Origin of the sequence: Acinetobacter sp. NBRC 110496 (assembly GCF_000876115.1) — a bacterium.
Taxonomy (GTDB): domain Bacteria; phylum Pseudomonadota; class Gammaproteobacteria; order Pseudomonadales; family Moraxellaceae; genus Acinetobacter.
On the sequence record NZ_BBTF01000013.1, the window covers coordinates 1 to 20326 of the forward strand.

Sequence of the window (20326 nt, forward strand, 5' to 3'; positions counted from 1 at the left end):
CACTGGCGGTATTACAGGTGGTGGTAGCAATCATCTTGGCTCAATTACAGATATTCTGGGTACGCTTAACCATGGTGTAAATAGCGCAGATGTGATTTCAGGTATTGCTCAACCGATCCAAACCGTCATTAGTAATGGTAATATCGCGATTGATGCGCTTCAAAATCATGTAGGCCACTTAGCCAGCGATGGATCACTAGATAGTCTCAATAATCTAATCAATATTAGTGTTGGACATGGCGATTACAATGCACATGGAAGCATAGATGGAATTTTAGATGCGTTGACAGGAACAGTGGCTTCAGGCATTGCTGTTGGCGAACCACATCCAAATGGTGGTTCTTTAACAGATCTTGTGTCACTTCAATCACCATTAAATTCACTTACAGATCATCTATTAAGTTCAGTGAATCATTTCTAAATCAATTCATAAAAAAAGCCGCTGTCATCAGCGGCTTTTTTATATTTATGCGATTACTCACATGCGGTTCACAAATATCAGGCGCAAAAAAACCGCAATTAAGCGGTTTCTTTTATTAAGTTGGTGCGCTCAGAGAGATTCGAACTCCCGACCCCTTAGTTCGTAGCCAAGTGCTCTATCCAGCTGAGCTATGAGCGCATTACTTATGTTGCCAATGAGGCATGTGTTACTTTAAATCTTTACTTGGTGCGCTCAGAGAGATTCGAACTCCCGACCCCTTAGTTCGTAGCCAAGTGCTCTATCCAGCTGAGCTATGAGCGCTTTAAGTAAAGTGGCGGTGAGAGAGGGATTCGAACCCTCGATACAGTTACCCGTATGCATCCTTAGCAGGGATGTGGTTTCAGCCACTCACCCATCTCACCGTAACACGAGCGTAATAATACAAACTAAAACCACATTACACAAGGGATGTTCCTGTTTTTTTCTTCTTTTTCAGTTCAATCAAATACTTTTTAATCAATTTTCGCATTTTTTCAGCATTTTTTAGCGCCGTGCTTGTTAATATAGGCTTATCTCCTTTATTTGGATCGGGGCAATAAACAGAATCTTGCAATCTTTGACGTGCAGTTAGAGTTTGAATGACTTATGCTAAACCGATCTGCCAGATGTGAAATGAAACGATATGACTAAAAATTGGGCCGATCCCGAAGCAAAAGCAGAAGCGCAACGTTACGATAATCCTATTCCTAGCCGAACTCTTATTTTAACTACATTAGAACAACTAAAAACTGCACAGTCTCATGCAGAGCTTGTCGACCACTTTAATATCCCCGATCAAAAAAGTATCGATGCCTTGAATCATCGTTTAAGTGCGATGGTCCGTGACGGACAATTGATGAAGGATGGATTTAAATACCAGCCTGCAACCGATTTACCAAGCCACGAAGCAACGGTCTATATTAATAGTAAAGGTTTGGGGACTGCCAACATTGCGGGACAGAATGATGTACTGCTGCCTGAACGTGAGTTACGTTTGGTCTTTAATGGCGATCGAGTTAAGGTCCGTCAGACCTCAGTTGACCGTAAAGGTAAAGCATGGGGCTTTATTACCGAAGTGGTGCAACGTCGCGTCAAACAAATTATTGGTAAAGTGTCTGAGCATGAAGGTGAATACTTTATTCAACCAAGTAATCCGAATCAGCATCAACCGATTACCCTTGAAAAAGAATTGATTCAACACGCCAATGCCAAAGTGGGTGATATGCTGCGTGTCGCGATTGATGACTACCCGACCCGTGAAGAGCTGGCGACAGGTCACATTGTTCAATCGATGTCAGATAAAGCCGATACCGAGATTATTATTCCGCAAACCATTCTAGAGTTTGGTCTACCTTATGAATTCCCGGAAGCGGTGATTAAAGAAGCAGAGAGTTTTAAAGAACCTTCGGCAAAAGATCTTAAAGGTCGTGTTGATTTACGAGATCTACCACTGGTCACCATTGATGGCGAAGATGCACGCGACTTTGACGATGCCGTTTTTGCAGAAAAACGTGCAGGTGGTGGTTACCGAGTTGTGGTTGCGATTGCAGATGTCAGTCACTATGTTCGTTTAGACTCACCTTTAAATGAAGAAGCTGAAGAACGTGGAACCTCTGTTTATTTCCCACATTTCGTGCTGCCGATGCTGCCAGAAGCATTATCCAATGGCCTCTGTTCTTTAAATCCACATGTTGACCGTTTATGTATGGTCTGCGATTTAAAACTGTCTCGTGCAGGTAAAGTCACAGGTTATGAGTTCTACCCTGCAGTAATGCATTCCAAAGCCCGTTTGACCTATACCCAAGTTGGTCAATATTTTGAAGGGGCAACAGATGCAATTCTTGAAGACAAGACCATTCATAAATCACTAAATACCTTATTCCAGCTCTATCAAACATTGAAAGAGTTACGGGCCAAACGTCATGCAATGGAATTTGAAACCGTTGAAACCTACATGACCTTTGATGAGTTAGGCGGCATCAAAGAAATCTTGCCACGTACCCGTAATGATGCGCATAAACTGATTGAAGAATGTATGTTGTTGGCCAACGTTGCTGCAGCTGAATACTCTTTAGAACATGATATTCCAATGTTATATCGTGTGCATGAGGCACCTGAATTCTCACGTATTCAAAAAGTACGTGATTTTGTCAAATTGCTCGGTTTGCCATTCCCAGAACAACCTACTCAAGCCGATTATCAAGCGGTGATTGAAGCGACCAAAGATCGTTTAGATGCGCCAAGTATCCATGCGGTGCTGTTACGTTCAATGATGCAAGCCTATTATGGTGCAAACAATGCCGGACATTACGGTCTTGCTTATGAAGCCTATACGCATTTCACTTCACCAATTCGTCGTTACCCAGATTTATTGTTACACCGTGCCATTAAAGCCTATCTCGCTAAGAAACCTTACCCATTGTCTGGTGCTGCTTTAGATGATGCGGGCGAGCATTTCTCACAAACTGAACGTCGTGCCGATGAAGCTTCACGCAGCGTGACGACTTGGTTGAAGTGCCATTATATGCAACAGCATTTAGGTGATGAGTTTGTTGGTATCATTAGTGCGGTGACAGAATTTGGTCTATTCGTAACGCTCAAAGATTTATATGTCGATGGCATGATTCATGTCAGCCAATTGGGTGAAGACTTCTTCCTGTATGATCAGGCCAGCCAAAGCTTAATCGGTCAGAATCGAGGTCAATCGTTTAGCCTCGGCGATGAAGTCAAGATTCAAGTGGCTGGTGTAAATCTGGAAGAACGTAAAATTGACTTCCAACTGGTCCAGCAGCTGACGCATTTAGGCCGTGTAATTCGCCAGAAAGCCCCTCGTACTGCGAATCCTTCTAGCTCAAATCGTACTTCAACAACTGAAGAAGTCTTTGGCAAACCGGCATCTACGAAGTCTAAAGTCAGTGAAGATGGTGAGAAGCCTGTACGTAAGAAAAAGGATAAGAACAAACCAAGCTCTTATAGCAAAAAGCCAGCTAAAAAAGCGTCTGCTAAACCAGAAATCAAAGAAAAGGCCAAAAAGAAAGTGAAAAAGAAAAAGTCGAACGCGAAAACAAAGGCTGAATAATTTTGAAAAGACAAGGGAGCTTCGGCTCTCTTATTTTTTGTTATATAATGAATAGATAGACTATTTCTAAATATAAATAAAATCCGAATGACTCACTACCGTATCACAAAATATTATTATCACCATTACTTTTCTATCCTCTTTTTCTTTCTCACAATCGGTGCTGCTATTTCTGTATTTTGGAGTGATTTTTCACCTAACTTTACGGTAGAAATTGTCGCCTTAATCATTGCTTGTTTCCTCTATGCCTTACTCCTTATTTATTTTCTCTATTTGAAAAAAAGACAGGAATGGGTGATTCCTAGACAATGGGAAAAAGTACAAAAACAACCTAAACGTTATGCTTTATTTATTTTCCCTTTATTCATTATTCCCGTACTCTGGCTCAACTTAGCCGGTACGCTTCCAATGATCTGGACGTATATCACTGGAGATTTGCAAATAATAGAGGCGTCAGCGATTGTCGAAAAAAAGCACACCAGACAGGGAACTATCTATTTTTTTAAAACAGCTTATTCCAACATACCGATCTTTAGAATGACCTCGACTGAATATCAGGTGTATAAAAACCATCAACTCAAATTGGAGTTATCGACACGTCAAAGTTATTTTGGTACCTATGTGCTATCGATTGATAAAATCCAGGTCGCAACGCAAAACCCAACGAATAAATAATCAATCAACCTTGATTTCCTCCCCACTAAGCCCTACATCTATAACTATGTTTAAAGATGAATATGGCAAAAATACAATGACACTCCAACAAGCAACGCTTCCCGTTCCTCAATTTAATCAAATTCAACTTGCCGATTTAAAACAACAGATTGAACAGACCATTCAAAACGGTCAAAACTTCTTAAACCAACTCAATGAAGTTCCGCAAAGCCCTGAAGCCCAACTGGCAACCTTGGCAGAAGTCGACCAACTTGAAAATAACATGAGTGAATCGTGGGGCATTTTGTCGCATCTGAATGCGGTCATGAACAATGCTGAAACCCGTGAAGTGTATCAAGCGCTGTTACCGAGTTTAAGTGAGTACTATACGCAGCTTGGACAACATACGGCGTTGTATCAAACCTATCAACAGATCCATGACAGCGCCGTATTTCAAACGCTGAGCGAAGCACAACAAAGCGCGATCAAACTCGCGTTACGTGACTTTAAACTGTCAGGTGTTGCACTCCAAGGTGAAGCCAAAAAGCGTTACGCTGAAATCTCGGCTCGTTTATCCCAACTGTCTTCAGACTTTTCCAATCATGTCCTCGATGCAACCCAAGCTTACTTTAAACCTTTAACGGAAGCACAACTCAAAGGCCTGCCGCAAAGCAGTGTTGAATTGTTAAAACAATACGGACAACAACGTGAGCTTGAACAAGCCGTTGCCACACTCGACTTCCCTGCTTATTTTGCAATTATGACCTATGCGGATGATCGTGAATTAAGAGAAGAGTTGTATAAGGCCTATGTCACCCGCGCCTCAGAACAATCTGATAAGACTGAATTTGACAATACCCCGGTGATGGAGGAAATCCTGAGCTTACGCCAAGAAATGGCGCAACTGCTTGGTTTCAACAACTTCGCTGAATATTCCCTTGCCAGCAAAATGGCACCTGATGTGGAAACGGTGAATCAATTCTTGGTTGATCTGGCAGAACATGCGCGTACCCCAGCGCTTGCCGAAATTGCAGAACTGAAAGCGATTGCACAACAAGATGGCATTGCAGAGTTAAAACCGTGGGATGCAACCTACTATTCTGAGAAGTTGAAACAACAACAGTTCAATCTTTCTCAAGAAGCATTGAAACCCTATTTCCCTGCACCCAAAGTGGTACAAGGTTTATTCCAGATCGTACAACGCCTTTACGGCATCCAGATCGTTGAGCGCCAAGCCCCTGTCTGGCAAGATGATGTCCGTTATTTCGAAATTGAAGATCAAGGCCAAGTGGTCGGCGGTTTCTACTTCGATTTATATGCCCGTAACGGAAAACGTGGTGGTGCATGGATGAGCGGTTTCCGTTCTCGTGTACAAACCGCCAAGGGTCTACAAAAACCGATTTGCTATATGGTGTGTAACTTCACCCCACCGATTGGCGACCAACCTGCGCTCCTCACCCACGATGAAGTGATTACTTTATTCCATGAGTTTGGTCATGGCTTACATCATATGCTCACCGAAGTGGATAATATCTCGGTAGCAGGTACTCACGGCGTGGCGTGGGATGCAGTGGAGTTACCAAGCCAGTTTATGGAATTCTGGGCATGGGACAATGAAAGTTTGGATGTACTCAGTGAGCACACCGAAACTAAACAGACTTTACCGCAAGAATTGCTATCTGCATTGTTGAATGCACGTTTCTTCCAGTCTGGTATGCAAACCTTGCGTCAGATTGAATTTGCATTGTTTGATCTCAGCATTCACCGCCAAGCACCAGCCTTAAACAGTCAGCAAATCCAAACGACATTGGACGATATCCGTGATCAATTTGCCGTGGTTCCCACGGTAGCTTATAACCGTTTCCAGCACAGCTTTAGTCATATTTTTGCAGGTGGTTATGCGGCAGGTTACTACTCTTATAAATGGGCAGAAGTTTTAGCCAGTGATGCCTTCGATCGTTTCGAAAGCGAAGGTATTTTTAATACCGAGACTGGAAAAGAGTTTAGAAAGTTTATTCTAGCAGTTGGCGGAAAAGATACAGCACTTGATGCGTTTCGCAATTTCCGAAAAAGAGAACCGAAAATAGATGCATTATTACGCCATCAAGGTTGGACGAACACCGATAAAACCGCTTAAACTACGTCATTATTGTTCACAGGGTGTAATTAACTGACATGAAAAGACAGTTCATCGCGGGCGCAAAATGCCCAAAATGTGGAGCCTTAGATCGTGTGGTTAAGATCATCACTGTGGATGACGAGTGGATTGAATGTATCGAATGTGCTTATAGCGAAAAGCGCCCGACCCACGTGGAACCGGCGCAATCCGCTGAGCCAGATGAAATTGGGGTGATACAGTTCAAACCTCGTCATTTTGACTAGAAGGTTTAAAGTGATGTCCGCATACCAAACAGAAAATTCCAAATTATTATGGATAATAATTGGTGGAATGAGTGTTGTTGTGGTGCTGTTCCTTGCTGTCCAATGGTTTCTAGCACAAAAAGACCAGCAATCAACCGTGTCCACATCTGCACAGCCTGTTGCAGAAAAAACCGTTGCTCCTGCGCAAGCAGAAGCTGCCACGTCTGATGAGGTGAGCACCGCAACAAGTGATGTTGCTGCTCCAATCCAATTGGTTGAAGAATCGATTGTGAAAGACCCCTTGCCTGTAAATGATAGTTTGGCAAAAGAAGAAATTGCCAAACTGGATGATATTCATCAACAATTGCAAGACCAGCAGCATGAATTAAAGCAGCAACATAACGATGTTGATACTCTGCTGAAATTGAAAGAAGATCAAATCAAACTGCTAGAAGCCCAAATTGCGGCACAAAGTAAATCTTGATAAATAAAAGCATTAACAGCAGTTAATGCTTTTTCATATCATCGCCCTTTAATCTAAAATTTGCTTGGTACCCTGTTTAAACTGAATTGGCTTTTGAATCGTCTGTGCAATTAGAATGCCCAGCAAAGTTAAACCACCGCCAATGTAGTGGAACATCTGTAAATGCTCCCCCAACAAGGCCACCGCAATCAACGCAGTAAATAAAGGTAAAAGGTTCATAAAAATACTGTTTCGATTTGGCCCTAAATGTCTTACTCCTTCGATCCATAAATACGACAACAGTACTGACGAAAAAATACTGGCATAGACAATTAAGGGAATAGTCTGTTGGTTCAATTGCATTTGCGAAGCAGGCAAGAAGATAAAGAAAGGCAATACATAGACAATCGCAAAACAGGATTGTACAAAATTCGATTGCCATGCAGGAATTGGCATTTTCCAACGCTTTAATAGCACCCCATATAGGGCATAACCAGCCGCAGCAATCAGCATCAAACCATCACCCAAATGCACTCCTTGCTTCCAGATATCTGTAATTGAACCATGACTCAGCAAATACAAGATGCCATAAAAAGATAAGGCACCGCCAAACAACATGCCGTAACTTAGCCGATCTTTCAGCATCACACTACTTAAAATCATGGTCAGCAAAGGAATCAATGCCGTTACAATCGCCATATTGGTCGCCGTCGTGGTCGATGCCGCCTGATAAGACAAAAACTGGAAGAGAGACACGGACAGAAAGCCACCTAATGCCAATTGTTTCCAGTACTGCTGAATGGTTTTGCGATTTCTCCAGACTGGAATCAGCACAAAGGTACTCATCACGGCGAGTGCCAGCACCAGACGATAAAACGTAATCGCCACAGGCGAAATAGCATGGCTGGCCATTTTCGACACCACCACATTGCCCGCCCAAAACAAAATGGCCAATAAGGGATAAAAATACGCTTTCTGGATCATGATCTAGATACCTATACATTGCAGTACCAGTCATGCTAAAAAATAATCAATGCACTGTTCCTCGATAATAAGACGACTACTATCGAAAAACAGACAATCTATTCAGGATATCTGCCAAGATGGGAAAAAATTTTCAACATGGATTTATGGATTATCCCGTTTATGCTTTTTCGGAAAACTATCCGCATGGGCATATCGAGGATTGGCATAGTCATGACCGAATTCAATTGATTCATACTCTTTCTGGCGTGATTCGGGTACAAACGCATGAGGGGATTTGGATTACCCCGCCTGGACGTGGGGTCTGGATTCCAGCGCATAAACCACATGCCCTACTCAGTAGCGGTGATGTCAAAGCCCGAGGGATTTTTATAGAAACCTCAGCACAAACGCATCTGAGTTCAGAATGCCGTGTGGTTGCCATTCCTGCTTTACTACGAGAGCTAATGAGTAGCGCAATGCAGATCAAAACAGCCATCCAGCCGAATAGTCGTGATGAAAGACTGCTGCAACTCATTCTGGACGAAGTGCGCTTATTACCTGCTTTGGCCTTTAACTTACCCGACCCTCAAAGCCCCAAGCTTTTGCAACTGTGCCAAAGAATTAAAGACAATTTGGCCTTGGACTGGGGGCTCGAAGAGACAGCACAGCAACTGCATATCAGCAGTAAAACTCTGGCACGGCATTTCCAGAATGAAACTGGTCTGCATTTTTCTCACTGGGTACGCCAAGCCAAACTGATGCAAGCCATGATTGATTTGTCTCTGAACAAACCCGTTTTAAATGTTGCCTTGGACTTGGGCTATGACAGTCCAAGTGCCTTTAGTGCCATGTTTAAGCGTGAAACCAGCATGACACCCAGTGATTATCTGAAACAATTTTCTGACACATTGAGTTAAGTGTCCTGAGCATAGATTGGGTGAAGAATCTCATTCCTTTCATCCTTACAGCAGCATAAAATAAGCGCAATCTTCCAATACCCGAATCGCTATGGATGCTCAACACACCAATCGCAACCTGATGATGGCGATTGGTTGCCTTACCCTTTCTGCGCTGCTTTTTTCTGTAATGGGCATTTGTATTCGTTATGCTTCACATAGCGTCGATAACTACACCATTGTATTTTTCCGCAATGTGGTTGGGTTGATCCTGTTTTTGCCTTTTATATTTAAACAAGGAACTAGTTTTGTAAAAACAGAAAAACTGTGGATGCATACTTGGCGTAGCATTGTCGGGCTTGCTGCCATGTATGGCTTTTTCTATGCGATTGCGCATTTAAAACTTTCCAATGCCATGGTGTTTACCTACTCATCTCCGATTTTTATTCCGCTGATTGCTTGGCTGTTTCTCAAAGAAAAAGTCACGACGGCGATGCTAGTTGCTGCAACACTCGGCTTTATCGGGGTGTTCTGTGTGGCCAAGCCTGATCAAGGCTTATTCAACTGGATTTCTGTTGTCGGGATCAGCTCCAGCCTGTTGGCCTCGATGGCCTTTGTCACAGTACGTGCCCTGACTCAAACCGAACCGCCTGAACGTATTGTGTTTTATTTCTGCTTGATTGGTTCTTTATTGTCTGTCATTCCGATGTTTTGGGTATGGCGCCCTTATCATTTACAAGAATTATTGTTTTTGATTGGTGCAGGTGTACTGGCCAATGTCAGCCAGATATTTATGTCACATGCCTACCGTCTGGCCCCTGCTGGGCAGATTGCGCCAGTCAACTATATTGCAATTATCTTTGCAGGACTTTGGGGCTTTTTACTGTGGAATGAAGTGCCTGACTTATATAGCGTGATTGGTTTTGGCATTATTCTCTCAGCGATTTTGTTATGTAGCCCTTTAATACAAAGGTCAAAAAAGTCAGTATTGTAAGTTCATGACTTTGGATCAGGGTGTAAATCCAGTACATAGTGACCTAGAATTTCCCGTTTCGGCTTATCAACAACGACCACAAGATAGGTATTATCTAAGGGTACTGGGATATTAATATGCTGGAATTGCCCATCTTGAGTTTCATAAATATGTTTCACATACCATTCCCAAGCCGTACAGGAATGATACCACTGTTCAATCACAAGATCAGCATAGCCCCATAAATCTACAATTTCCTCGGCACTCTCCGTAACATCTAACATGGGAGGGAAAAAGGTTGCCTGATATTCTTTCTGGCTCAATGCTTTCATAGATTAGCCTATTCAATAAAATAACAATAAAAAAGCACCCGAAGGTGCTTTTTAGGTTCAACGCTTAATGTTTATACCAACCAAACATCTGGAAGACATATGGTGCATAAGTCACCAATACCAAAGATGAGAACAATACGATAATCGGCAATAACCAACGCTCATAACGGAAGTAGAAACTGGTGTATTTTTCTTTTGCTTCCCGATCGGCGGCCGAGACCTCTTCATCCCCGACGGAGAGTCGCGTCAGCAAGTGATTCAAGGCAACAGGTGGTGTTACATAACCAAATTCGAATGCCACCAATACGATCATCCAGAAGTGGATCGGATGGATACCATTTTCGTAAGCCACTGGTGCAACCGTCGCAGCAACTAGAATCACCGCACCAAATGGATCAGTGGTCATTCCAATAATTGCAAGAAGCAGTGCAATAAAGGCAAGTGAAATATAGATATTACCCAGATGAGTTGGCAATAACTCCACCACTTCAGCCCGTTCGATTAATCCTCCCACACTCGCAGACAAGGCCATCAGCAAGATTAAAGCGCCGATATGCCCCACCGTTTCTGAAGTTGCAAAACGTAGTGCTCCACCAAAACCAAGGCTTTTGCTGCCATGTGGATCATGTGATTTCAGGAACTCAGATTTTTTCTCGTGTTCACGAACCAAGGCTTCATGCTGAACATCAACCACTGGAGCAGGTGCAAGTTTCGATGCAAATAACTTGTCAAACAAGATCATGGCAATCAACACCAATGGCAAAATCATTGGTGCGGTAAATTCATTGATTGAGGTATCTAAAGCTAGCTTGTAGAACATCACCACCGCAAAACCAATGACCACATAAGGAATCACGGGTACGCAGGCACGCAACATGCCAGGAACCGCAATTTTAGGCGAGTTCACACGGAATTTTTCTTCAGCAAGAATCAGAGAAACTCCGAGGAAGATGAATGCAGTTAACCAGAAGACATAGATACCATGATCAAATAATTCAGTCGATGTGACATGACGGCTATCCAGCATTGAAATCAGGATGACCAATAAACATGGACGAATCACCACCCCCAAAGAGCCCGACATCGCTGAGACCGCTAAGGCATATTGACGACGTGCACCCGAGTTCCACACTTCTTTATAAATGATCGCACCCGCTGCAATAACGAAAATCCCTGAAGCCCCTGTATAGGCTGTCGGAATCGCGGCTGCAATCAAGATCAACCAAGTTAAGGTCTCTGGTGCCAAGTTCCAAGGACGCAAGATGTTTAAGAATAAATCCATGACACGGGTTTGGGTCAGCAACATACCAGCCCAGATGAACAATGCCAGATTTAAGAAAATACCCGAGAACTCAACCAGAATACCTAAGTAGATCCCTTGCCCCATTGGATAATCCATGAAGAAGGTAAATACAATCCCTGTTACCAGAGACATGAAGGCATACAGCGGAACACTCAATACTGCCAAACCAAAGTTTCCATTCGGTTGGGCAGACTTTGGAATAAAAATGAACTGGAAGATACTAATGATGGTGAGAGATACAAATAAGGTGATCCACAAGCAGTACAATACCGTCGTTTTGCCTGCAACCTCTACACCCGAGTTTAATACTGAATGATATTGACTCAATACTGAATAACTGAGCAATGCATTACCCGCAACCATCAACGCAGAATAGACACGGAAATCAATCTTGGTTTTAGGTGCACGTAAACTAATATGGTGATAACGTAAAGATGCCGTAATAGAAGCAAACAACACCATAATCAATAAAATAACTGTTTGATTTTCAGTACCGTATTTAAAGATACCGAAGAAAGTCGTTTCAACCTTACGATAAGTACGAATACTTGGATGCTCTTCCAAGTGCTTCATCGCTTTATCATAGAACTGATATTTTTCTTCACATTGTTGTTGTGCCGCTAATAGCGAGGCACGAACATCAGATTCAGAGGCAGCCCCAAACATACTCGCAAACTCATCAGCAGCATTCGCTTTCATCTGCGCTTGAACTTGTGCATCAATGTTTGGATGCCGATCACAAGATGGTTTTTCAGGTTCCGCACGTAAAAACGAATATTGCATCCCCGTTGTTTGATCACCATAAAGACGCTCCCCCATACGAAGCATCTGACCGTGAATCATTTCGCCTGTACCAATAAGCAAAGTCATTAGCAACAAGGCAAGAATAATGAAGGTTGATATCCAATCATTCCAGATAGTGCCTAACCGGGCTAATCCAGACTTATTCTCTTGATCATTTTGCATGTCTATTCCAATTTATTGTTATCAACATCCATCCGAAGATGTTGAATCATGCGATGTCCATGGTTGATGGATAAATGCATTTACCCATCGAATCACCAGTCCTTTTTTAACAGCTTAAATTTGCAGCAAACTTCTAGAAAAAAGAATGACTGCAATCACTTTTTTATTGGTTGTTTTTATCAATTTATATGTACTCTCTCGACTACCCTCGCATTTCATCCTTATTTTGATTACAAATTTAACAGCCTAAATAAACTTTTACCGTTGTTCAAACGGTCAGAGCGTTTAACCCTAAAGCAAGCTATTCAATCTTTTCCGTCTATTTATAACATAACTGTATCGATCTTTAATCACATAATAATTGTCATAAGTTTCAACCTAGCTCTTATGACTCTCTGCTCCTTAATCACCCACTCTACCGATCAACAAATCGCTTGTTTGATTTTTAGCAGCGATTCGATCAATCAGGTCAAGGTTTAGGAAACGAGATTGCAGGGACGCCAGATATTGAGAAACAAATCGACAATCCGCATCTGTTTTAACAACATCCCCGCCCAGATAAACAAGGTTAGATTCAGGAAAATACTTCAAATTTCAACCAACTGGCCCAGATCGGTTGCTTGCCTCATCGGATAAACCATAAAGAAAGTAAAAGCACCTCCTATAATAATCACCATATAGAAGCTCCCCCTTCCGTAATAACTGGCCATGGATCATCTCTCCAGTACCAATAATCCAGCGAATAAGCAATAAAAAAAGGAAAATAAAAGTTGATATCCACTCGGTCCAAATATTACTCAATAGACCTAACCCAGATTTTTTCTGTTCATCATCTTGCATATCTATTCCAGTTTATTGTGATCAACATCCCTCCGAAGATGCTGAGTTTTCAATGTACATGGTCAATAGAGAATAGATTTATTCTCTTTATAACCAATCCCTCTATACACCCACTGAAATATTATTAAGTTTATTTATCAAATGATTATTACATTCTCATTTTTATATTTTTTATCAATAAATAAGCCATACCACAGAGCAGACCACCAATTGCGCCAATCAAATGTGCTTCGGTCAGCACAGGACTCCCGATCAACTGTGCTGTCCCTGTTTGTCCAAAGGTATTTTCCCAAATGAGTTTGGCAGCAATTAATGCCAGCACCAAGATTGCAAATTTTCGTTCATTCTTATATTGCAAATACACTACACCGACTGCGGTATAGAGACCATGCAAGACTCCAGAAAGTCCAGCATAAGCATCAACATAAGGTAAATAAAAATAAAAAATCAGACTAATGAATGGTGGCAAAATCAACAATAATGCACCTAGATGCCAATTGCGCACATGCGGAAAAATAAAAGGCAAACAAGCAAAGGCCATCATATTGAGCAGAAAATGAATCCAACCGACATGTACCCAGTGTGCAGTCCAGATGCGCCAAAATTCGTCAAGCAAGATGGGTCGCCAATAAATAAAATGATCAGAAAAAACTTGCAGACAAGCCGATATGGAAATACATATCGCGATCAAAATGATTTTGCTTATCCATATTTGATCTTTCATTTATCGCTCACCTTTTGAAAAAACCGACCTTCTATAAGTTTAGATGCTTCACCTATAAAAGGTCGTTTAATTCAGGTTACTCAGCTGGTGTTTCTTGTGCTGGTGCGGCTTGATCTTGTACTGGAGCGACTTGATCTTGCGCAGGAGCCCCCTCACCACCATCAAACAGCGAGTCTAATTCTGCCGAACTTTCTTGTTTATCATCCCAGAAAGTAGTTAAGCCTTCATCACCCGCTCTAACACCGGTATGCTCAGTCCAGTAACGATCTGCAATACCACGCACCATTAGACCCGCCATTCTATCAATTAAACGGAACTGTGGATTAGCAGGCTTATCATCACTTGTCGCCTTCGCATAAGAACGGAATGCATCGCGTAACTTGGCATCATCACCGCTCGCCTGGGCTGCAACAGCATATAAAGCATGTGCCAGACGTACCCCTTTTTTCTCGCCAATTTGCATCGATTGTTTCATGGTTGCATAAGGTTCAGGCTTACCATCACCCGCTCCTGGCAATAAAGTCCAGATCACTGCACGGGTCGCCATTGGCGCGCCCCAGAATTTTTCGTTGTCCAAGCAGGTCATACCACGTTCAACAATCCCGGCAATATCTTTAGGCACGTTAACTGCACCACCCGAGTTAATATCATTGGTCATAGCTTGTAAGCCACTCACCATTCCAAGTAAATACACGGTTTGATCAAGATCATTGCGCATGGTTGGACATGAGTCACCTAGTTTATATTTGTATTTAGTTTCCCAACGGTTGGCAAATAACTGATAACCCGCATATTGCCGCTCTGCCGCAATCGCAGCCCAACGTTTTTGTTCAATACGCGCATCTTGTGCCTCAGAAACCTGACCTGATTTGGATGCACGTAAATAGCGCAACTCTGCTTCCAAGGCCTGATTTTCCGCACAAACACCCGACGCGGTATAAAGTAAAACGGCCATACGGGTTGGATCAGCACCCATATCTTTGGTTGACATCACCGCTGGAGTTAAGGCATTACCTGAATTACACACCATTTCAGCATCATCCATTGCCAAAATCGGTGGAACAATATGTTTCTCACCAAAACCAAGTGCCACATTGGCGCCCGTTTTAATCACATATGAACATCCTGATAGCATTGATGTTGCCAAAACGGTAACCGCCACACCTTGTCCAATTTTATGGAGTTTAGACATACTTCCTGTCCCTCTAATAATTTGTTTTTTCCTTTTAGCTGTACATTATCAGATGCAAAACTTGAATTAAAGAGTAATTGCTCTAATTTTAACTTGGACATTTTGACACAATTCACAGACGAAAGAATTGACAATTGGGCACATCAACAGAAATTTCAGGCAAAAAAAAGTAGCATTGCGACGGTTCAGCACATGCTACTTATTAACTGGTAAAATCGTGAAACTCTTTATATTTTAGTTTTTTTGAAAATAATCCTTGAGTAATGTCCCAGCTCTTCCTACTACGATCGCCATAACGATTGCAATTACTAGAAACATCCACATTGAAATCTCCATAGAGACCTCCTACACTTGTGTATCTATTTTTGATAGATACTAGATTGGCGTTCATCATCGATATTCACGGGAGAGTGATATATTGACGACACTTTCAATCTCTTTCTCTTGATCACTGCAACATGTTGCGATTGACGTGATTCAAGATATTCCCTGAGTAAAGTTCCTGCTCTTCCTACTACAATCGCAAAAATAATTGCGATCACCAGAAACGACCATGTTGGAATTTCCATTTAGAACCTCCACCACCCTTTACGTTGGTATTTGTACTTTAACGAAAATAAATCGGGCTTGATGGTCAGATTGTCTGACAATCATTACTTTTATGATTTTTTAGAGTATTTAATCTAACAATTTAATCAAAATAGCAAAAAAAACAATTTAAGGCTTTGAAATTTATATTATTTTAAATTATGCACAGTTGTATAATTGTCAAACAATCAGCTGAGTTTTGCTCGTATTTTTAACTTTTTCCATTGTGCGTATGACAATTGATCCCACCAAACGATGCAAGGTTTATGCTTTTTATGAGAAAAATAGAGCGCAATATAGAGTTGATGATCCAATATTTTAACAATCTGTCGACGCTGAATTTTCAATGTCGGATCCGAAAATTCGAATGAACAGTCCTGATGATCCAAGTATTCAAACCGTCTGATCTGAGGCTGTCTCAAAAAAACAAACCAAGAAATCGTCATTCCTAGAAGACTAAGTAGCCACCATCCAATGCTGACTAACGCATAGAGTAAACTCAGGAGAAAGATTAACAGCAAGAGTTGCAACACAAACGCAAACCTACTGTATTGCAACTCAAAAACATGCTTAGCCATGTACATAATGTTTGAGTTTGAGAATAAAGTCTTTTAATTCTGTACGAGGTGGTTCCCCAACTTCCATAAACCAGTCCAATAAATCAGGGTCTTCTTGATCGACAAGCTCTGCAAATAAGGCTTTTTCAGCCGTATCGGCAGTTAAATAGTAGTTTTTAACATACGGGTCAAAATACACATCAATTTCTTTTAAACCACGACGTGCACGATACACGACCTTACGCTCTTCCAGTGTCATTTCATCAGACATGATGGGCTCCGCAATGTAACAATTTTTCCATAGTGTACCTGATCTCGCCAATGAAGTTCTTAGAGATTTTTCTCAAGTGACCAAATACATCAATCAAATTGAGCATTGATCACATTGTTCAGTATTTTCGATTTCTTGTATGGTGATCATGATGATTTAAATCCAACACACTAGGGAAAAATAACAAATGCAATCAGGTGCTATTCGTCCAGTTCCAAACATGCTTCCACGCAAACTGTTTACTTCAGATCATGAAGCCTTCCGCGAGACCGTGCGCAAATTCTATGAAAAAGAAGTAGTTCCAAATATTGAGAAATATGAGAAGCAACAACATGTGGACCGTGACTTATGGAATAAGGCAGGTGAACTTGGCTTGCTTTGTACGACCATGCCAGAACAATATGGTGGTTCAGGAGTCGACCGCCTTTACAGCATGATTCTGATTGAAGAACAAGCCTATGCCATGGATTCCAGTACTGGTTTCTCTTTGCATTCCGACATTGTTGCCAATTATATCAACAACTTTGGTAATGAAACACAGAAGCAATACTGGTTACCAAAGATGGCCACTGGTGAAGCAGTCACGGCCATTGCCATGACTGAGCCAGGAACAGGTTCAGACCTTCAAGCAGTACGGACGACTGCGGTACTGGATGGCGATGAATATGTCATCAATGGTTCAAAGATCTTTATTACCAATGGTTATCTCTGTGACATGGCAATCGTGGTCTGTAAGACTGGCAACAATGAAAAAGGTTCAGCTAATTTATCTTTGCTGATTGTGGAAGCAGATCGTGCGGGCTTTAGCAAAGGCAAACCATTGAATAAAATCGGCATGAAAGGCCAAGATACCTGTGAATTGTTCTTTGATAATGTCCGTGTCCCGAAAGAAAACTTGTTGGGAATGGAAGGCATGGGCTTTATCATGTTAATGAAAGAATTGGCTTGGGAGCGCATGCTGGTCGCGATTATCTGCCAAGCAGGTGCAGAAGCAGCCTTTGCGCATACCGTGCAATACACTAAAGATCGTAAAGCCTTTGGCAAAGCGATTAGTACCTTCCAGAATACCCGCTTTAAGCTGGCAGAATTACGTACTGAAATTGATTTTTGCCGTACCTATCTGGATCGATGTATGGAACTCCAACTTGAAGAAAGCTTGGGGGTTGATGCCGCTGCCGCAGCCAAATACAAGATCTCAGATATGTTCTCAAAAGTCGTGGATGATTGTTTACAACTACATGGTGGTTATGGCTATATGCTGGAATATCCAATTGCTCGCGCTTATATCGATAATCGTGCCAATCGTATCTATGCAGGTACCAATGAAATCATGAAAGAACTGATTTCACGTACGCTCTAATCAATCGATCCAATTGAATACGAAATGGGATCACGCCGAATGCATGATCCCATTTTTATTTATTTTTTAGCAGCCTTTTCTGTGGCTTGTGCTGACTGTGGATTCATGCGTGCCGAGAGCTGCTTAATGGAAGGATTATCCATATATTGCTGCATGGTGGTATTTAATGCGGTACGGGCATTCTGAGTGGTGAAATGTGCAACTTCAGCACCGACATCACTGGCCTTTTTTGCCCAAGTCTTGCCTTCAGCAGACTGATAGAAATTCAAAGCCGCCTGTAATTCCTTTTCGCTAAAACTCTCGACATAACGCTGTACAATAAATTGCTTACGCTGTTCACTATTCAGGTTCTTGCTTAAGTCCGTATAAAAGCTTTCAGGTAGATCCTTTGGCAAACGCATACGAATTTGCTCGACAATCATTTTATCGGTATTTTGCAAGCCCTGCTCTGTTCCATCTACAGATACCAACTTTTGTGCAATCAATTGCTTTTGTTTTAGATCATCTGCAAAGGCGAGTGTACTGAGTAATAATGTCCCCAAGATGAAGATGTGCTTCATTGAATTATCCTTAATCTAAATGTTTCAATCTGCTCAATATACGCGATATTGCCTAGATTTAAAGCCGCATTACAAATAAAAAACCCTATGCAGGTGCATAGGGTTTTCATGAACGAAATAAATGAGTTATGACACTAACTTTGGTTTACGCTCAACTTGCTCACCACGTTTATGGAAGTGTAAGACTTCATCACTGAATGATGCATCTTTCAATTCTTTACGGTCGGCTAGATAGTTATTGGTAATTTTCCACGGTGCCTTTTTCCCTTGTTTCGGCATCACATTGGCCGCACGTGCGATATAGCCCGAAGACATTTTGCCCATAATTGTATCGTGTTCACGTAATGCCGGATCGGCATGAGCAATCACTTCGTCATAGCCATTTTTATCCATGTGATTCAGCAAGCGACAGATATAATCCGCTGCAATATCAACTTTCAATGTCCAAGAAGCATTGATATAGCCAATAATCATTGCCATATTGGGTATATCACTGACCATCACACCTTGATAGAGCATGTGTTGAGAGGTGTCCATTGGCTTGCCATCAATCGTACCTTTTATCCCACCCAAAATCTGAATTTCCAAGCCTGTTGCAGAAATAATGATATCGGCCTCTAGGTGTTTCCCCGATTTTAACTGGATGCCATTGGTAGTGAATTTTTCAATTTGATCTGTTTCAACATCAGCATGGCCTTCACGTAATGCCTTGAATAAATCACCATCTGGTACCACACAAAGACGCTGATCCCATGGATTATAGCTCGGGGTAAAGTGTTTCATATCCACCTTACCTTTCAACTGCAATTCAATGCCTTTTAACAGTAAGCGACGAACAGTTTTCGGATATTTCTGTGCCAGGGCATAGATACCTCGTTGCATACCGATATTACGTGCACGGGTAAATTTATACGCGGTTTCTTCAGACATAAATTTACGGGTTTTTTCATAAATAAAGTCAATTGAAGGAATCGTGGCAATATACGAAGGCGAACGCTGTAACATGGTGACATGTCCTGCCCCACCTTTCACCATTGAAGGAACAAGGGTAATTGCAGTAGCACCACTACCAATGATCACCACTTTCTTACCTGTGTAATCTAGGTTCTCAGGCCAGTGTTGTGGATGAATCAATTGACCTTTGAAATCTTCTTGTTTCGGGAACTTCGGTGCATAGCCTTGATCGTAGTTATAATAACCGGTACAGCCCATTACAAAATTTGCTGACCAGGTTTGCTTTTTCTTATTGCTGTCTTCGATTTCAACCGACCATTTTTTCTTGCTTGAATCGTAGTTTGCAGACAATACACGATGGCCAAAATGAATTTTCTCTTTTAACTGATTTTCACTGATCACATCACTTAAATAGCCCTTGATCTCCGCACCACTCGCTAAAACTTTGTCTTTTGCCCAAGGTTTAAAATTAAAACCAAAAGTCGACATATCCGAATCAGAGCGAATCCCAGGATAACGGAATAAATCCCAAGTTCCACCAAAGCTATCACGACGTTCCAAGATTTCGAATTTACGTTGTGGGCAGTTCTTAGACAGATGCACAGCTAACCCGATCCCTGAGATACCTGCTCCAATAATTAATACATCAACTTGCTTTTCCATTTTTTTTATACCCTGTATAAACCATGACTTTATTAAAGCACAAATTTGACAATACGCAATGTCAAGTTTGGTCATTCATCGGTTTTTTCATATCACTTCGGGACATTTTAAAGAAATTGATGGGTGAAAAATCCTGAGTTTTTTGATCGGATCTCTTTAAACAA

Annotated in this window: 18 protein-coding genes, 3 tRNA genes and 3 pseudogenes; 9 read left to right on the plus strand and 15 right to left on the minus strand. The window is 41.7% G+C overall.

Features of this window, described 5'->3' with window-relative positions:
* Positions 1-421 (plus strand): annotated as a pseudogene (locus Aba26S_RS21110) (hypothetical protein); the annotation flags it as partial.
* A gap of 121 nt (positions 422-542) precedes the next feature.
* On the opposite strand, the gene Aba26S_RS08445 reads toward Aba26S_RS21110, so the two are convergent.
* The 3 genes from Aba26S_RS08445 to Aba26S_RS08455 all read right to left on the minus strand — a co-directional run bounded on the left by Aba26S_RS08445 (position 543) and on the right by Aba26S_RS08455 (position 843).
* Positions 543-619, minus strand: a tRNA-Arg gene (locus Aba26S_RS08445).
* Positions 620-665: 46 nt separating this feature from the next.
* A tRNA-Arg gene (locus tag Aba26S_RS08450) sits at positions 666-742 on the minus strand.
* Between the two features lie 11 nt (positions 743-753).
* A tRNA-Ser gene (locus tag Aba26S_RS08455) sits at positions 754-843 on the minus strand.
* Between the two features lie 260 nt (positions 844-1103).
* Between Aba26S_RS08455 and rnr the strand changes: the two genes are divergently transcribed.
* From rnr to Aba26S_RS08480, 5 genes are all read left to right on the plus strand, one after another.
* Positions 1104-3539: a ribonuclease R gene (gene rnr / locus Aba26S_RS08460; RefSeq protein WP_043971352.1), complete on the plus strand. Its 2436-nt coding sequence runs from the start codon at positions 1104-1106 to the stop codon at positions 3537-3539.
* A gap of 87 nt (positions 3540-3626) precedes the next feature.
* Positions 3627-4214 (plus strand): hypothetical protein, encoded by a 588-nt coding sequence (locus tag Aba26S_RS08465; RefSeq protein WP_043971356.1) that lies wholly within the window; start codon positions 3627-3629, stop codon positions 4212-4214.
* A 76-nt stretch (positions 4215-4290) separates the two neighbouring features.
* Positions 4291-6330: a M3 family metallopeptidase gene (locus Aba26S_RS08470; protein ID WP_043971463.1), complete on the plus strand. Its 2040-nt coding sequence runs from the start codon at positions 4291-4293 to the stop codon at positions 6328-6330.
* A gap of 38 nt (positions 6331-6368) precedes the next feature.
* Complete coding sequence (locus Aba26S_RS08475; protein ID WP_043971358.1) at positions 6369-6575, plus strand: YheV family putative metal-binding protein; 207 nt, start codon at positions 6369-6371, stop codon at positions 6573-6575.
* A gap of 10 nt (positions 6576-6585) precedes the next feature.
* Positions 6586-7038 (plus strand): hypothetical protein, encoded by a 453-nt coding sequence (locus tag Aba26S_RS08480; RefSeq protein ID WP_096911390.1) that lies wholly within the window; start codon positions 6586-6588, stop codon positions 7036-7038.
* Between the two features lie 48 nt (positions 7039-7086).
* On the opposite strand, the gene Aba26S_RS08485 is transcribed toward Aba26S_RS08480, so the two are convergent.
* The gene (locus Aba26S_RS08485) at positions 7087-8001 is read right to left on the minus strand and encodes a DMT family transporter (RefSeq protein WP_043971364.1); all 915 of its coding nucleotides are present in this window, start codon (positions 7999-8001) and stop codon (positions 7087-7089) included.
* 119 nt (positions 8002-8120) lie between these two features.
* Here Aba26S_RS08485 and Aba26S_RS08490 point away from each other — a divergent pair, with 119 nt between their 5' ends.
* The gene (locus tag Aba26S_RS08490; protein WP_043971367.1) at positions 8121-8900 is read left to right on the plus strand and encodes a helix-turn-helix domain-containing protein; all 780 of its coding nucleotides are present in this window, start codon (positions 8121-8123) and stop codon (positions 8898-8900) included.
* Between the two features lie 91 nt (positions 8901-8991).
* The gene (locus Aba26S_RS08495) at positions 8992-9873 is read left to right on the plus strand and encodes a DMT family transporter (protein WP_043971370.1); all 882 of its coding nucleotides are present in this window, start codon (positions 8992-8994) and stop codon (positions 9871-9873) included.
* Between the two features lie 2 nt (positions 9874-9875).
* On the opposite strand, the gene Aba26S_RS08500 is transcribed toward Aba26S_RS08495, so the two are convergent.
* The 9 genes and pseudogenes from Aba26S_RS08500 to Aba26S_RS08530 all read right to left on the minus strand — a co-directional run bounded on the left by Aba26S_RS08500 (position 9876) and on the right by Aba26S_RS08530 (position 16625).
* Positions 9876-10184, minus strand: coding sequence for a hypothetical protein (locus tag Aba26S_RS08500; RefSeq protein ID WP_043971373.1), 309 nt, complete (start codon positions 10182-10184; stop codon positions 9876-9878).
* A 64-nt stretch (positions 10185-10248) separates the two neighbouring features.
* Positions 10249-12453, minus strand: coding sequence for a TRAP transporter large permease subunit (locus Aba26S_RS08505; protein WP_005238586.1), 2205 nt, complete (start codon positions 12451-12453; stop codon positions 10249-10251).
* Between the two features lie 485 nt (positions 12454-12938).
* Positions 12939-13133: pseudogene (locus Aba26S_RS21640) on the minus strand (hypothetical protein); the annotation flags it as partial.
* Positions 13123-13293: pseudogene (locus tag Aba26S_RS21645) on the minus strand (hypothetical protein); the annotation flags it as partial. The pseudogenes Aba26S_RS21640 and Aba26S_RS21645, both read right to left, overlap by 11 nt.
* Positions 13294-13441: 148 nt before the next feature.
* Complete coding sequence (gene rrtA, locus Aba26S_RS08515) at positions 13442-14017, minus strand: rhombosortase (RefSeq protein WP_043971375.1); 576 nt, start codon at positions 14015-14017, stop codon at positions 13442-13444.
* 76 nt (positions 14018-14093) lie between these two features.
* Positions 14094-15209, minus strand: a complete 1116-nt coding sequence (locus Aba26S_RS08520; protein WP_005238578.1) for a hypothetical protein — start codon at positions 15207-15209, stop codon at positions 14094-14096.
* A 359-nt stretch (positions 15210-15568) separates the two neighbouring features.
* Positions 15569-15778 carry a hypothetical protein gene (locus tag Aba26S_RS08525; protein WP_005238575.1) on the minus strand — a complete coding sequence of 70 codons (210 nt, stop codon included), beginning with the start codon at positions 15776-15778 and terminating at the stop codon, positions 15569-15571.
* A 207-nt stretch (positions 15779-15985) separates the two neighbouring features.
* Positions 15986-16375, minus strand: coding sequence for a hypothetical protein (locus Aba26S_RS21385; RefSeq protein ID WP_005238574.1), 390 nt, complete (start codon positions 16373-16375; stop codon positions 15986-15988).
* Positions 16368-16625, minus strand: a complete 258-nt coding sequence (locus Aba26S_RS08530) for a succinate dehydrogenase assembly factor 2 (RefSeq protein ID WP_005238573.1) — start codon at positions 16623-16625, stop codon at positions 16368-16370. Before Aba26S_RS08530 ends, Aba26S_RS21385 begins: the two co-directional genes overlap by 8 nt.
* A 187-nt stretch (positions 16626-16812) precedes the next feature.
* Here Aba26S_RS08530 and Aba26S_RS08535 point away from each other — a divergent pair, with 187 nt between their 5' ends.
* Positions 16813-17985 carry an acyl-CoA dehydrogenase family protein gene (locus Aba26S_RS08535; RefSeq protein WP_005238572.1) on the plus strand — a complete coding sequence of 391 codons (1173 nt, stop codon included), beginning with the start codon at positions 16813-16815 and terminating at the stop codon, positions 17983-17985.
* A 59-nt stretch (positions 17986-18044) separates the two neighbouring features.
* On the opposite strand, the gene Aba26S_RS08540 is transcribed toward Aba26S_RS08535, so the two are convergent.
* Positions 18045-18545 carry a DUF2059 domain-containing protein gene (locus Aba26S_RS08540; protein ID WP_043971380.1) on the minus strand — a complete coding sequence of 167 codons (501 nt, stop codon included), beginning with the start codon at positions 18543-18545 and terminating at the stop codon, positions 18045-18047.
* Positions 18546-18671: 126 nt separating this feature from the next.
* Positions 18672-20162 carry an NAD(P)/FAD-dependent oxidoreductase gene (locus tag Aba26S_RS08545; RefSeq protein ID WP_043971382.1) on the minus strand — a complete coding sequence of 497 codons (1491 nt, stop codon included), beginning with the start codon at positions 20160-20162 and terminating at the stop codon, positions 18672-18674.
* Between the last annotated feature and the right edge of the window lie 164 nt (positions 20163-20326).